General features: G+C 65.1%; 12 protein-coding genes. 8 read left to right on the top strand and 4 right to left on the bottom strand.

Annotated elements, in window-relative coordinates:
• Nucleotides 1-23 precede the first annotated feature (23 nt).
• The 3 genes from VE092_RS18805 to VE092_RS18795 all read left to right on the top strand — a co-directional run bounded on the left by VE092_RS18805 (nucleotide 24) and on the right by VE092_RS18795 (nucleotide 2,818).
• Complete coding sequence (locus tag VE092_RS18805) at nucleotides 24-623, top strand: TetR/AcrR family transcriptional regulator (RefSeq protein ID WP_324879404.1); 600 nt, start codon at nucleotides 24-26, stop codon at nucleotides 621-623.
• Between the two features lie 79 nt (nucleotides 624-702).
• Nucleotides 703-1,731 (top strand): NADP-dependent oxidoreductase, encoded by a 1,029-nt coding sequence (locus VE092_RS18800; protein ID WP_324879402.1) that lies wholly within the window; start codon nucleotides 703-705, stop codon nucleotides 1,729-1,731.
• A 76-nt stretch (nucleotides 1,732-1,807) separates the two neighbouring features.
• Nucleotides 1,808-2,818 carry an LLM class flavin-dependent oxidoreductase gene (locus VE092_RS18795; protein ID WP_324879400.1) on the top strand — a complete coding sequence of 337 codons (1,011 nt, stop codon included), beginning with the start codon at nucleotides 1,808-1,810 and terminating at the stop codon, nucleotides 2,816-2,818.
• A gap of 80 nt (nucleotides 2,819-2,898) precedes the next feature.
• Here VE092_RS18795 and VE092_RS18790 read toward each other — a convergent pair whose 3' ends face one another.
• Genes VE092_RS18790 through VE092_RS18775 form a run of 4 tightly spaced genes read right to left on the bottom strand, consistent with a single transcriptional unit; the run spans nucleotide 2,899 to nucleotide 6,435 of the window.
• Nucleotides 2,899-3,729: a GntR family transcriptional regulator gene (locus VE092_RS18790; RefSeq protein WP_324879398.1), complete on the bottom strand. Its 831-nt coding sequence runs from the start codon at nucleotides 3,727-3,729 to the stop codon at nucleotides 2,899-2,901.
• Nucleotides 3,730-3,761: 32 nt separating this feature from the next.
• Entirely contained in the window at nucleotides 3,762-4,997 is a 1,236-nt protein-coding gene (locus VE092_RS18785; protein ID WP_324879396.1) for an amidase, read from the bottom strand.
• A 27-nt stretch (nucleotides 4,998-5,024) separates the two neighbouring features.
• Nucleotides 5,025-5,993 carry a polysaccharide deacetylase family protein gene (locus VE092_RS18780; RefSeq protein WP_324879394.1) on the bottom strand — a complete coding sequence of 323 codons (969 nt, stop codon included), beginning with the start codon at nucleotides 5,991-5,993 and terminating at the stop codon, nucleotides 5,025-5,027.
• Between the two features lie 10 nt (nucleotides 5,994-6,003).
• Nucleotides 6,004-6,435: a nuclear transport factor 2 family protein gene (locus VE092_RS18775; protein ID WP_324879392.1), complete on the bottom strand. Its 432-nt coding sequence runs from the start codon at nucleotides 6,433-6,435 to the stop codon at nucleotides 6,004-6,006.
• A gap of 211 nt (nucleotides 6,436-6,646) precedes the next feature.
• Here VE092_RS18775 and VE092_RS18770 point away from each other — a divergent pair, with 211 nt between their 5' ends.
• From VE092_RS18770 to VE092_RS18750, 5 genes are all read left to right on the top strand, one after another.
• Nucleotides 6,647-7,831, top strand: a complete 1,185-nt coding sequence (locus VE092_RS18770; protein WP_324879390.1) for an ABC transporter substrate-binding protein — start codon at nucleotides 6,647-6,649, stop codon at nucleotides 7,829-7,831.
• A 68-nt stretch (nucleotides 7,832-7,899) separates the two neighbouring features.
• Nucleotides 7,900-8,778 carry a branched-chain amino acid ABC transporter permease gene (locus VE092_RS18765; protein ID WP_324879388.1) on the top strand — a complete coding sequence of 293 codons (879 nt, stop codon included), beginning with the start codon at nucleotides 7,900-7,902 and terminating at the stop codon, nucleotides 8,776-8,778.
• On the top strand, nucleotides 8,775-11,372 hold the full coding sequence (locus VE092_RS18760) for a branched-chain amino acid ABC transporter ATP-binding protein/permease (protein ID WP_324879386.1): 2,598 nt from the start codon (nucleotides 8,775-8,777) through the stop codon (nucleotides 11,370-11,372). The genes VE092_RS18765 and VE092_RS18760 overlap by 4 nt, the downstream gene beginning before the upstream one ends.
• Before the next feature lie 18 nt (nucleotides 11,373-11,390).
• Entirely contained in the window at nucleotides 11,391-11,804 is a 414-nt protein-coding gene (gene hpxZ / locus VE092_RS18755) for an oxalurate catabolism protein HpxZ (RefSeq protein WP_324879384.1), read from the top strand.
• A 71-nt stretch (nucleotides 11,805-11,875) separates the two neighbouring features.
• Nucleotides 11,876-13,459 (top strand): gamma-glutamyltransferase family protein, encoded by a 1,584-nt coding sequence (locus VE092_RS18750; protein WP_324879382.1) that lies wholly within the window; start codon nucleotides 11,876-11,878, stop codon nucleotides 13,457-13,459.
• Nucleotides 13,460-13,912: the final 453 nt, after the last annotated feature.

Raw genomic sequence — 13,912 nt, 5'->3', positions numbered from 1 at the left:
AATTTTTCGTTAGAATGGTCGCCATGCGAGAAAACTATGGCGAAAACAAACGCAACATCCTCCTGGCCGGCCGTGCAATCATTGCGCAAAAAGGCTTCTCCGGCGTCGGGCTGTCCGAAATCCTGGCCGCTGCCGATATTCCCAAGGGCTCCTTCTATCACTACTTCGGTTCCAAGGAACAATACGGCCGCGAACTGATCGAGCACTATGTGGCCGGTTACCTGGACCGGCTGGAACAGGTGCTCGGTCAATCCAGCCATGACAGCAGCGCCCGCGAGCGTCTGCTGACCTACTGGGGCTATTGGCTGGAAAGCCAGTGCTGCCAGGAAGTAGAGCAACGCTGCCTGGTGGTCAAGCTTTCGGCCGAGGTCGCCGATCTTTCCGAAGACATGCGTCAGGTCCTGCACGCCGGCACGCAGCGCTTTATCGAACGCATTGCCAGCTGCATCGAGGAGGGTATCGCCGAAGGGTCCTTGCACACCGTGCTGGAACCGCTGGCCACGGCCACCATGCTGTACCAGCAATGGCTGGGTGCCAGTCTGCTGACCAAGCTCAGCCGCGATCGCAGGCCGATGGAAGCCGCCATGCTGGTGACCCGGCGCGTACTGGTGCAGCCGCAGTAGCGCGATAGCGCAACAGGAACATCTTGCGCTCGCCCTCATTGAACAGAAAACAGAAAACAGAAAACAGAAAGGAATACCCATGACCCAGATTGCCAAGACCAACCGCCGCATCGTCCTCGCCTCGCGTCCGACCGGCGCCCCCGGTCCCGACAACTTCCGCCTGGAAGAAGTCGCCATCTCCGAACTGAAGGAAGGGCAGATCCTGTTTCGCGGCGAGTGGCTGTCGCTGGACCCCTACATGCGCGGCCGCATGAGCGATGCCCCTTCCTACGCCCCGCCGGTGGAAATCGACGGCGTCATGACCGGTGGCGTCGTGTCCAGCGTGGTGGCCTCCCGTCACCCCGATTTCAAGGAAGGTGAGCGCGTGATGGCCTATACCGGCTGGCAGGAGTACGCCATCTCCGACGGCAGCGGCGTCAACAAGCTGCCGGCCGATTTCGCCCATCCCTCGCATGCGCTGGGTGTGCTGGGCATGCCGGGTTACACGGCCTATGCCGGCCTGATCGATATCGGCCAGCCGCGGGCAGGTGAAACCGTCGTGGTGGCGGCCGCCACCGGTGCCGTCGGCTCGCTGGTGGGGCAGATCGCCAAGCAGCGCGGTTGTCACGTGGTCGGTATCGCCGGCGGTGCGCAGAAATGTGAATCGGCGGTCAAGGAACTGGGTTTTGACGCCTGCATCGACCACCGCGCCGCCGACTTCGCGCAGCAGTTGCAGGCCGCCTGCCCGCGTGGCATTGACGTATATTTCGAAAACGTCGGCGGTGCCGTGCTGGACGCCGTCTTCCCGCTGCTCAACATCCACGCCCGCGTGCCGGTGTGCGGCCTGATCGCCCACTACAACGGTGGCACCCTGGCCACCGAGAGCGCCGCCTTCCTGCGCCGCGTGCTGACCCAGCGCATCCGCGTGCAGGGCTTCATCATCTTCGACTACTACGTCAACCGGCCCGACCTGTATGCCGCCTTCCAGAAGGAAGTCGGCACCTGGCTCAAGGAAGGCAAGCTGCACTACCGTGAAGACGTGGTGCAAGGCCTGGAGAACGCGCCGGAGGCCTTCATGGGCCTGCTGCAGGGCAAGAACTTCGGCAAGCTGGTGGTCAAGCTGGACTGACGCCCACGCCCATTCCGGGAGCGCTTCCCGGCAACCGGCGCGGCGGCGATCCTGCCGCGCCCATTAGGATCCATTCATGATTCCGTTTTCCGTCCTCGATCTGTCCCCGATCAACCAGGGCAGCAACGCCGCCCAGGCCTTCAACAACAGCAAGGAACTGGCGCAGCGCGCCGAAGCGCTGGGCTACAAGCGCTACTGGCTGGCCGAGCATCACAACATGCCCGGCATCGCCAGCGCCGCCACCGCACTGGTGATCTCGCATGTTGCGGCCAACACCCGCAGCATCCGCGTCGGCTCCGGCGGCATCATGCTGCCCAACCACTCGCCGCTGGTCATCGCCGAACAGTTCGGCACCCTGGAGTCACTCTATCCCGGTCGCATCGACCTGGGCCTGGGTCGCGCTCCCGGTTCCGACCAGCGCACCGCGCGCGCCCTGCGCCGCCACATGGGCGGGGATACCGCCGACAACTTCCCGCAGGACGTGCAGGAACTGCAGGAATATTTCGACGACCCGTCCGACTACCAGTCCCTGCGCGCCGTCCCCGGTGCCGGTCTCAAGGTACCGATCTGGCTGCTCGGTTCCAGCATGTTCAGCGCCCAGCTGGCGGCCGAACTGGGTTTGCCGTTTGCCTTCGCCTCGCACTTCGCCCCCGGCTTCATGAAGTCGGCGATCCAGATCTATCGCGAGCGCTTCAAGCCCTCGGCCACCCTCAAGAAACCCCATGTGATGCTGGCCCTGAACGTCTTCGCCGCCGATACCCAGCGCGAAGCCGAGCGCCTGTTCACCTCGCTGCAGCAGCAATTCCTGAACCTGATCCGTGGCACGCCTGGCCAGTTGCGACCGCCGGTGGATGACATCGACGCGCTCTGGCAGCCGGGCGAGCAAGCCCATGTCGAGCGCTCGCTGGCCTGTGCCGTGGTGGGTGACCGCGACACCGTGCAGGAAGGCCTGCAGGCCTTCATCGACGAACATGCGCCCGATGAGCTGATCATTACCGCGCAGATCTTCGATCATGCGGCGCGCCTGCATTCCTTCGAGATTGCTGCCGAGGCCCGTGCGGCTCTGCAGGAAAAAGTGACCGTCTAGTCCGGCGGTAACGCCACAGACAAAAAGGCGGCAGGGACGTGTGATCCCTGCCGCCTTTTTTCTCGCCTTCAATCGAAGGCTTATTCCATCCCCAGCATCCGCGCCAGACTATTGCCGCTCTTCTCGCTGACCAGGTGGATATGTTCTTCCAGCGACAGCAGATGGGCTTCCATGGCCGCCACCGCGCCCTCGGCATCGCCCCGTTCGATCAGGTCCACGATATGGGTATGTTCGTCATGCTCGCAGGCCGCATAGCCGGCAGGCTCGTGCAGGGCCACGATCAGCGAGCAGCGCGACACCAGCTCGCTCAGGTAGCGTTGCAACGTGGCATTGCGCGACAGTTCGGCCACCCGCATGTGGAAGGACGACGCCAGCCGCGCCCAGTGCGTCTGCGCATAGCTGTGCATGACCTCGTGTTCTTCCTTCAGTTGCCGGCGCAGCTTGGCCAGGTCGGCGCGGGTGGCGTTCTGCACCGCCAGGCGCATGATGGCGCCTTCAAGTGCACGTCGCGCCTGGAAGATTTCGCGTGTCTCTTCCGGCGTCGGCATGGCCACCACCGCCCCGCGATTGGGCCGCAACTCCACGATGTGTTCATGCGCCAGTTTCTGCAAGGCCTTCTGCACCACCGTGCGTCCCACGCCGAACAGCTCGCACAGGGCCGCCTCCGGCAGCTTGGTCCCCGGCGTCAGGCGCTGGCTCATCACGCTGTCGAAAACGGTCTGGTAGATGCGGGCGATGATGTCCTCGCCCGCTTCGCCGTCCAGTACCAGGGCCGGGGCATCGGTGAGTGCGTCGTGCCGCACGCGGGGACGGCCGGCGCGGCTCTGTCGGGCCGGTGCCGGGCTCACCTCCGGATGCTTGCGGGTACGGGAAGAGGGCTTGGCAGTCTTGCGGGGAGAGGTGTCGCTCATCGTCTTGTCGAGTGGTGGTTCGCGCCCGGAACTCAGCCGGCGCCGCCTTGCAGCGAGCGCCAGATGCGGGTCGCCAGCCCGATCAGGGCCAGGTCGCTGCCCGCCGGGCCCAGCAATGATACGCCGATCGGCAGCCCGGCGGGGCTGGTAAAGGGCAGGCTCACCTGCGGTAGACCCGCCAGTCCAGCCACACAGGTCAGGCGGAAGGTGCGTGCGCGCACCTGATCGATCTCGGCCGCGCTGGCATCGCGCAGCGGCGCCACGCTGGAGGCGGAGGGAATCACCGCCACCCCGTCGGCCCCCAGCAACGTGCGCACCCGATGGCGTACCAGGTCCTGTTTTTCCCGTGCGGCGCGGGCGGTCTCGGCGCTGGTGTCGCGCGCGATGTCCCAGCGTGCCTGCACGGCGGGGCCGAACAGCGGCCGGGTCTGGCTGATCCAGTCACCGTGGCATTGCCAGGCATCATGGGCCGAGGCACTGACGTAGGCCAGGCGCCATCTTTCCAACTCCCCCTCCGCGCCCGACAGACGCATGTGCTCGCCCGGCATGGTGTTGCGCAGGCCCTCATAGACCCGGTGCAGGATAGGGTGGAATTCAGGATCGGCCAGTTCCAGCATATCGAACGGCAGCAGCACCTTGCGCAGCGGCGTATCGGCGGTTCCCGGCAGCAGCGCCCGGCCGACGCGCTCGAAGACCTCCGGATCGTGCGCCAGCCAGGTGGCAGTGTCGAAGCTGGGGCACAGCGGCGCCATGCTGGCCGTGGACAGCAGGCCGAAGCTGGTGCGCAAGCCCCACACGCCGCAATAGCTGGCCGGCACCCGGGTCGAGCCGCCGGTATCGGTGCCCAGTGCGAAGTCGCACAAGCGTGCCGCCACGGCCGCCGCCGAACCGCTGGAAGAGCCACCCGGCACGCGCTCCGGGGCGGCACTGTTGATCGGCGTACCGTAGTGGTGGTTGTCACCATGGATGCTGTAGGCCAGCTCATCGGTCAGGGTCTTGCCGACCAGCGTCGCGCCGGCCTGCAGCAACTGATCGATCAGTGCATTGCTGGTGGTTGGTACTGGATGGGTGCGAAGCCAGTCGGGATTGCCCGCGCCGGTGGGATGGCCGGCCACGTCGAACAGGTCCTTGGCGGCAAAGCGCAGTCCGGCCAGCGGGCCACTGGCGGCCCCGGCGAGGGTGAAGCGTCCATGCGGCACGAAGGCAGCGACATGGTCATGGATATCAAAGTCGGTGGTGGCGGGGGTGATGCGTGATGCAGTGTTCAACTCATTCTCCAGAAACGGATGTCAGCCTCAGAAAGGCTGGCGCAATTGTTCCAGCGATGCGACGTGGTCGCAGATGGCGCCGGGGGTGGTGAACCAGATCTCGCCGCGATCGCGGGCGGCCGCCAGATGTTGCAGGGCGCTGCGCAGATGGCGCAGACGGTAGGGTTGGCCCACCAGATAAGGATGCAGGGCAATCCCCATTACCAGCGGCTGTTGCACCGATTGTTCCAGCATCTCGTCGAAGTTGTCCACGATCATGCGGGCGAAATCGCGCCCGTCCATCTGGCGTGCCACGATCATGGGAATGTCGTTCAACTCCTGCGGATAGGGAATCGACCACAGCGTCTCCCCGCTGCGCGTGAGCATGTGCACCGGCTGGTCGTCATGCGCCCAGTTGAGGGTGTAGCGATATCCCGTTTCCTGCAGCAGGTCCGGCGTGACCAGGCTCTCCGAAATCCAGGGCGAAAGCCAGCCGGTGGGGGCCACGCCGCTCTCGGTGCCGATGCGCTCGCGGCAGTGACGCAGCAGCGCCGCTTCTGCCGCTTCATCCAGCCTGCCTTGCTGGTGGGCATTGGTGTGGCCGTGCCCGATCAGCTCGTCCCCCCGCGCCACAAAGGCCGCCACCAGTTCGGGGCAGTGGTCGTAGAGCGCGGTATTGATCAACACCCCGGCCGGCAAGCCCAGTTGCTCGAAGAGTTCGAGACAACGCCAGGCACCGACCCGGTTGCCATATTCCCGCCAGGCGTAGTTGAGCACATCCGGTTCGGGGCACACCGGCCCCAGCTTGGCCCCCAGCCCCTCGCCGAAGGCAAAGTGCTCGATGTTGAAGCCCAGGTAGACCGCCAGTCGGGCGCCATTGGGCCAGCGATAGTGCGGCCGGCGATGGATGGCCGAATAGCCGAAGCGACCATGCGAGGGCAGGGCGCCGTAGGTATCGCGGCCGGAGTCTTGTCCCAGCGCAGCATCGGCGCCTGGTGGCAGGATCGTGGTCTGCATGCGTCCTCCCTCAGAGTTCTGCCAGACCGGCGCGCACCAGCATGCGTTCGGCGCTGTCGTTCCACACATCCATCTGCACGATCAGCCCTTGGCGCACCACGTAGCGGTCGACGTAACGGTTGCCTTCGAAGGCTTCGCCATCGGGCCACACACCGTAAAGGGTGCCGCGGTTGTAGACGATGGCCTGTTCCAGCGTGGCACCGGCCACCACTTCGGTCGCTTCGAAACGCTTCTTGACCCAGCCGTAGCGGCCGGCATTGAAGGCCGCGCATTGTGCCGGATCGATCATCTCGCGCCCGCCGGTAAAGCGGATTTTCAGCTCCGGCGAAACGAAACGGCGCGCCGCCACCGGATCGGGAATCATCAGCACACGCAGGTATTCATCTACCAGCGCGGCAGGATCGTAGGTCAGGGGGCTGCTTGATGATGGTGCGGCGTGCATCATTTTCTCCAGGGTCTGCACAATATCTGTGCGTTATTGACTGCAATTCAAATAGGTTATCGGTGGCAATAAGCTCTAATAAATGCTGCGACTATTAGATAAATATTGTCGGCAATAATTAAGCGATACGGTGCTGCTTGGCATAGCCCTTGCATAAGTCATGCCGGGCAGAGCACTCACTCAATTACTGGAACCTACTGGAGGGATTCACATGATCCGTTTCACGCGCCGTACCCTGATCGCCGCTGCAGCGGCCACCGTCGCCACCGCACTGTCGCCGCTGGCGCTGGCCGCCGACACCATCAAGATCGGTCTGGTCACCGCCCTGTCGGGCCAGTCCGCGCAGGCGGGCGAAGCCTTGACCCGCGGCATGAGCATTGCCATCGACGAGATCAACGCCAAGGGCGGCCTGCTCGGTGGTCGCAAGCTGGAACTGGTGCGCCGCGATGACGAAGGCAACCCCGCCAAGGGCGTGGTGGCGGCACGCGAACTGATCTTCAAGGAAAAGGTGGCGGTACTCTTCGGCGGCCTCGATACGCCGGTGTCGATGGCCATCGTTCCCATCATCAACCAGGAAAAAGTCCCCTTCGTCGGTCCCTGGGCAGCGGGTACCGGTGTGACCAAGAACGGCGCCAATCCCAACTACGCCTTCCGCGTCTCGGCTGTGGATGAGCTGGTGGACAAGGCCATGCTCAACTATGCGCAGAAGACCTTCAAGAGCAGCAAGGCCGGCCTGATCCTGGTCAACAATCCCTGGGGTGAATCCAACGAGAAGGGCATCGTCGCCGCACTGGCCGAGAAGGGCATGAAGCCCGCCGGCATCGAGAAGTTCGAAGCCAGCGATGTCGACGTGGTGCCGCAACTGAGCCGCCTCAAGGCCGCCGGTGCCGATACCCTGTACCTGGTGGGCAACGTTGGTCCCTCGGCGCAGGTGGTCAAGTCGCTTGATCGCATGGGCTGGAAGGTGCCGGTGGTGTCGCACTGGGGACCGGCCGGCGGCCGCTTCACCGAACTGGCCGGACCGAATGCGAAGAATGTCCACTTCATCCAGACCTTCAGCTTCTTCGGCAAGCTCTCCCCGGTGGGCGAGAAGGTGGTTGCCGAGCTCAAGGCCAAGTATCCCGCCATCAAGGGGCCGGACGACATCACTCCCGCCGTCGGCGTGGCCAATGCCTATGACGGCATGCAGCTGGCCGCGCTGGCCATCGCCAAGGCGGGTTCCACCAACGGCGATGCAGTGCGCGAGGGTTTCTACAAGATCGACCGTTACGAAGGCCTGATCAAGACCTACGTCAAGCCGTTCAGCCCCAGTGTGCATGACGCCCTGCAGGCCGACGACTATGTCTGGGCGCAGTTCATCGACAACCGCATCCTGCCGGTCGGCCTGAGCCAGTAACGCAAACTTGGAAAGAAACGCGCCACCTCTCGTCCGTGCAGGGCCACGGGTGGCGCCAGGAGAACACGATGTTGCTGTTGTCGGCACTGATCAGCGGATTCGGACTGGGGAGCATGTACGGTCTGATGGCGCTCGGTTTCTACATGACGTATGCCGTTTCCGGCACCGTCAATTTTGCACAGGGCAGCTCCATGATGCTGGGCGCCGTGCTGTGCTTCACCTTCGCCCAGACCCTGGGCTGGCCGATGTGGCTGGCCATCCTGCTGGCCCTGGCAGCCTGTGCGCTGTACGGATTGCTGGTGGAGATATTGGCGGTGCGCCCCTTCGCGCGCCAGGGCTCCAATGCCTGGCTGATGTCCACCGTGGCGCTGGGTATCGTGCTTGATAACGTGGTCATGCATACCTTCGGCAAGGAGCCGCGCAGCCTGCCTTCGCCGCTGGCGCTGTCGTCCATCGAACTGGGCGGCATGGGCCTGGGTGTGTACCCCCTGCACCTGCTGATCCCGGCCATCGGCCTGGCACTGGCCGCCTTGCTGCATACCGTCTCGCGTCGCACCCGCTGGGGGACAGCCCTGCTGGCGGTGGTGCAGAACCGCGATGCGGCGCGCCTGATGGGTATTCCCATCACCCGTGCGATTGCGGTCGCTTTCGCACTTTCGACCCTGCTGGCCGGCGTGGCCGGGGTGCTGATCGCGCCGCTGTTCAACGTCAATGCCGACATGGGCACGCTGTTTGGCCTGAAGGCCTTCGCGGTGGCCATCCTCGGTGGCATCACCAGCGCCTGGGGCGTGATGATCGCCGGCCTGCTGTTCGGCATGGCCGAGGCACTCATCACGGCCACCCTCGGTTCCGGTTATACCCAGATCATCACCTTCGCTTTGGTGATCGTGGTGCTGGCCATTCGTCCCAACGGCCTGTTCGGCCGCGCACAGGTGAAAAAGGTATGAATCGTCTGCCCCCTTCCATTGCCCGCAGTCCGCAGGTGGCTGGCACCACATCGGCTGCATCGGCTGCATCGGCATCCTCGTCCAATATCAAGCTCGGACTGGGTACGTCCACCGCGCTGGTGTTTTCGGCACTTGGCCTGATCGCAGCCATCACGCTGGCGCTTTCGATCAACAGCTACTACGTCTTCGTGCTGGCCGGCATTGCGCTGGTGGCCATCGTCGGCATCGGCCTGAACGTCCTGATCGGCCTGACCGGACAGGTTTCCTTCGGCCATGTCGGCTTCTATGCAGTCGGCGCCTATACGGTGGCCATCCTCACCACCAAGGCGGGGCTGTCGTTCTGGCTGGCCTGGCCACTGGCAGCGGTGGTCGCAGGCGCTCTGGGCATGTTGCTGGCGCTGCCGGCACTGCGCGTGAAGGGACCTTACCTGGCCATGATCACGATTGCCTTCAGCTTCATCATCCAGCACGCCATCATCGAACTGCGCGACCTCACCGGTGGCCAGAACGGCATCATGGGGCTGGCCGCACCGTCCTTCATGGGTTTGCAGGCCGAGCGCTCGATTGCGGTGCTGGGTCTGGTGACGGCGGCGGTGGTACTGGCCGCCTACTGCTGGCTCTCGCGCGGCAGCTGGGGCGCAGCCATGCGCGCCGTGCGCGACAGCGAGACGGCGGCCGAATCCATCGGTCTCAATCCGCTGGTGATCAAGACCGTCGCCTTCGCGGTGTCGGCTGCACTGGCCGGCCTGGCGGGTGGACTCTTCGCGCCGCTGTCCACCTTCGTCACGCCGGACACCTTCAGCTTCATGCAGTCCATCCTCTTCGTACTGGTGGTGGTGCTGGGTGGCTCCGGTTCCATCCTTGGCCCGGTGATCGGTGCCGTGATCGTGGGCGCGCTGCCGGAACTGCTGTCCAGCCTGGAAGACTATCGTCTCCTGTTCTTCGGTGCCTTGCTGCTGCTGGTACTGTGGGTCGCGCCGGATGGCGTGACGGGACTACTGGGCAAACTCGCTGCGCGCCTGCGCAAGCCAGCCGTCTTCCCCCCTTCGGTCACCGCTCCACAGGACGATGACATTGCCCAGCCGGCGCTGCCGTCGAGGACGCGCCGCACCTTGTCCGCGGACGGACTCACCATGATCTTCGGCGGCGTGCGTGCCGTCAGCGATCTCGGCTTCGAGGTGCCCGCTGCCGCCGTCACCAGCCTGATCGGCCCCAACGGCGCGGGCAAGACCACGGCGCTGAACATGCTCTCCGGCTTCTATCGCCCCAGCGCCGGGCGCTTCGTGCTGGGCGATACCCAACTGGCCGGACTGCCGGCCTTCCGCATCGCCCGTCATGGCGTGGCCCGTACCTACCAGACTTCGCAACTGTTCGGCAGCCTGTCGGTGGCCGACAATGTGGCGCTGGCCTGCGGCCGTGGTCGCCTGGGTGGCCTGCTGTCCTCGCGTGGCTTCCTGGCCGGCGTGGTGCGCGAGCGCAGCCGTCGCCTGCTGGACTTCTGCGGCTATCGCGGTGCACTGGACATTCCCAGCGCCGATCTGGCCCACGTGGACCGTCGACTGGTGGAAATCGCCCGGGCGCTGGCCGCCGATCCCGACGTGCTGTTGCTCGATGAACCGGCTGCCGGCCTGTCGCGCGAAGACAAGACCCTGCTGGCGCAACTGCTGACCCGCATCGCCGAGGCCGGCATCAGCGTGGTGGTGGTCGAGCACGATATGGAACTGGTGATGCAGATTTCGCGCCGCATCGTGGTCCTGGACGCCGGCCAGCGCCTGGCCATCGGCAGCCCGCAGGAAGTGCAGAACGATCCCGCCGTGCGCAAGGCCTACCTGGGCGAGGGCGGCCAGCAGCCGGTGGCAGCGGCGCGCGCTGCAACAGCCGGTGCCAGCGAATTGCTGGGCGTGGGCGAGCTGGTCACAGGCTATGGCGCCGAACCGGTCCTGCATGGCATCAACCTTCAGGTCAGGCAGGGCGAGATGATTGCGCTGCTGGGTGCCAATGGCGCCGGCAAGTCCACCCTGATGCGCGCACTGGCCGGCCTGCATCGTCCGGTAGAAGGCGGCATCCACGCCGGTGGCGTGAACCTGATGCATCTGCGCGCCGAGCAGATCGTGCGCCATGGCGTGGTACTGGTGCCGGAGGGACGGCAGGTGTTCCCTGAACTGTCGGTGCTGGACAATATCCGCCTCGGTGCCTTCCTCTATCCGCAGGATGTGGAAGCGCGGGTAGAGGAGATGCTGGGGCGCTTCCCGCGCCTGCGTGAGCGCCTGCATCATCGCGCCGGCCTGCTCTCCGGCGGCGAGCAGCAGATGCTGGCCATCGCCCGTGGCCTGATGTCGCGCCCGCGTGTGCTGTTGCTGGATGAACCCTCGCTGGGACTGGCGCCGAAGGTGATCGCCGAACTGTTCGCGGCACTGGACCAGTTGCGCCGCGAAAACATGACCATCGTGCTGGTGGACCAGATGGCGGCCCTGGCGCTGTCGCTGGCCGACCGCGCCTACGTGATCGAAGGCGGGCGCGTGGTGGCGCAGGGCACGGCCGCCGAGATCGCCGCCAACGATGCGCTGGCCAAGGCCTATCTGGGCGCCCACTGAGGATATTGAGGAATCAGCATGGAATCGACACAACCGTTCGAGATCAACCTGCCGGAGGTGGTGGCCGAAGTGCGCCATGCCTTCCAGCGTTATGAAGTAGCCCTGACCACCAACCAGGTCGAAGCGCTGGATGAACTCTTCCTCGATGGGCCGCACACGGTGCGTTACGGGGCCACCGAGAACCTGGTCGGCACCGAAGCCATCCGCACCTTTCGCCAGGGGCGCTCGCCGAAGAACCTGATGCGCACCCTGCGCGAGACGGTCATTACCACCTATGGCCGCGACTACGCGGTGGCCAATACCGAGTTCACCCGCGAGGGGGAAGCGCGCATCGGCCGCCAGAGCCATACCTGGCTGCGCCTGCCGCAGGGCTGGCGCATCGTCGCCGCCCATGTTTCCTGGATGGATGTACCGAAAACGATGCCGGCCTGAACGCTGCGCCGTCCCCGGTTATCATCGCCGCATTGCATTCCCATCCAATATAAAAACCTCAGGAGTCAGCCATGTTGTATAGCAAGACCTGTCTGGGCGGTATGGTCACCGCCCCTCATCACCTGGCCGCCCAAGCCGGCGCGCAGATCCTGCGCGAAGGCGGCAACGCGGTCGAAGCCATGGTGGCTGCGGCGGCCGCCATCGCGGTGGTCTATCCGCACATGAACGGCATCGGCGGTGACGGCTTCTGGCTGATCAGCGAGCCCGGTCGCGAGCCGGTGGCCATCCGCGCCTGCGGACCGTCGGCGGGCCTGGCGACCAAGGAGTTCTATGCCGGGCATGGCTACAGCGCGGTACCCACCCGTGGCGCGCATGCGGCGCTGACGGTGGCCGGTGCCGTGGGCGGCTGGTCGGCCGCACTCGATTACGCGCAACGCTTCGGCCGCGCGCTGCCGCTGCCGGTGCTCCTGGCCGACGCCATCCGTCACGCCCAGGCCGGGGTCCCCATCACCCGTTCGCAACATGAACTCACCCGCGACAAGTGGTCCGAACTCAAGGACCAGCCTGGCTTCGCCGCCACCTATGCCGCGGCCGGCATTCCGGCCCAGGGCGCGGTGCTGAAACAGCCCGCCCTGGCCGCCAGCCTGTCGCGCCTGGCCGAAGCCGGGCTGGACGACTTCTATCGCGGCGACCTCGCCGCCACCCTGGCAGCGGGCCTGGAAGCGGCCGGCAGCCCGGTGCGTCGTGCCGATCTGGAAGCCTTCCGCGCCCAGATCGTGCAGCCGTTGATGGTGCAATTGCGCTCAGGCCGCGTCTACAACCTGCCGCCGCCGACGCAGGGCGTTTCCGCGCTGATGATCATCGGCCTGTTCGACCGCCTGGGCATCACCGAGGCCGACGGCTTCGCCCATATCCACGGCCTGGTGGAGGCCACCAAGCGCGCCTTCATCCTGCGCAACAAGCATGTCACCGACCCGGCCCACATGAGCGTGGATGCGGCCCACTGGCTGCTGGCCGATGCACTGGAGCAGGAAGCCCGCCAGATACACCTGCAGCAGGCCGCGCCCTGGCCGCATCCGGCCAAGCCCGGCGACACCATCTGGATGGGCGCGGCCGATGCGCAGGGCCGCGTGGTCAGCTACATCCAGAGCATCTTCTGGGAATTCGGCAGCGGCGTGGTGCCGGCCGATACCGGCATCGTCTGGCAGAACCGTGGCGCCAGCTTCACCCTCGACGATGGCGCCAACCAGTTGCAGCCGGGCAAGCTGCCCTTCCATACCCTCAATCCCTCGCTGGCGCGTCTGGAGGATGGCCGCACCCTGGCCTATGGCACCATGGGCGGGGAAGGGCAGCCGCAGACCCAGGCCGCCGTATTCACCCGTCACGTGCTCTTCGGCCAGAACCTGCAGGCCGCCGTCAGCGCACCGCGCTGGCTGCTGGGGCGGACCTGGGGCGATGTCTCCACCAACCTGAAGGTCGAAGGCAGGGTACCGGCCGCCACCATTGACGCCCTGCGCCAGGCAGGTCATGAAGTGCAGGTGGTGGAGGAATACACCGACATGATGGGACACGCCGGCGCAGTCTGCGTGCATCCGGACGGCGTCATCGAAGGCGCCACCGATCCCCGTGCCGATGGTGTGTGCGCCGGCCTGTAAGCCTCTTTTTCTTCCTTCCCGACGGATGGCCATGATCCCCACAGATCGTCGCCATCCGTTGTCTTTTTGCATTTCCCGCCGGTCGGGAAATGTCGGCTATTGCGCGCTTTTCCCCGCAGTCTCGCGCCTTTGATGGGGTCGTGCGAGCGGAGTTTTTGTGAGTATTTTCCTATGTAAAATTTTTCTCGAAGTTTTTCGGGAAATGCGATGAAAAACCATAGCTGTTCTGGCAAGATGCCGTATACCTAAGCGGTTCACAGGGGAGCCGTCATGCATCCAGCCGTATCGCAGCATTTTGTCTGAATTGAACAAGAAAAAAGCCCCATCTCCGCCGAATCTGTCGTCGTTGATCACGCTGGGGGTGGTTATAACCGTGCTCATCACGACCGTGTCAGTGCTGATTCTTGTGGATCAGTTCACGCGCGGCTACGCGCGCTCGGAAGCCGAGACGCG

The sequence above is a fragment of the Herbaspirillum sp. genome (assembly GCF_035644555.1).
Lineage (GTDB): Bacteria > Pseudomonadota > Gammaproteobacteria > Burkholderiales > Burkholderiaceae_D > Herbaspirillum.
This window is presented reverse-complemented; position numbering and strand designations above follow the sequence as displayed.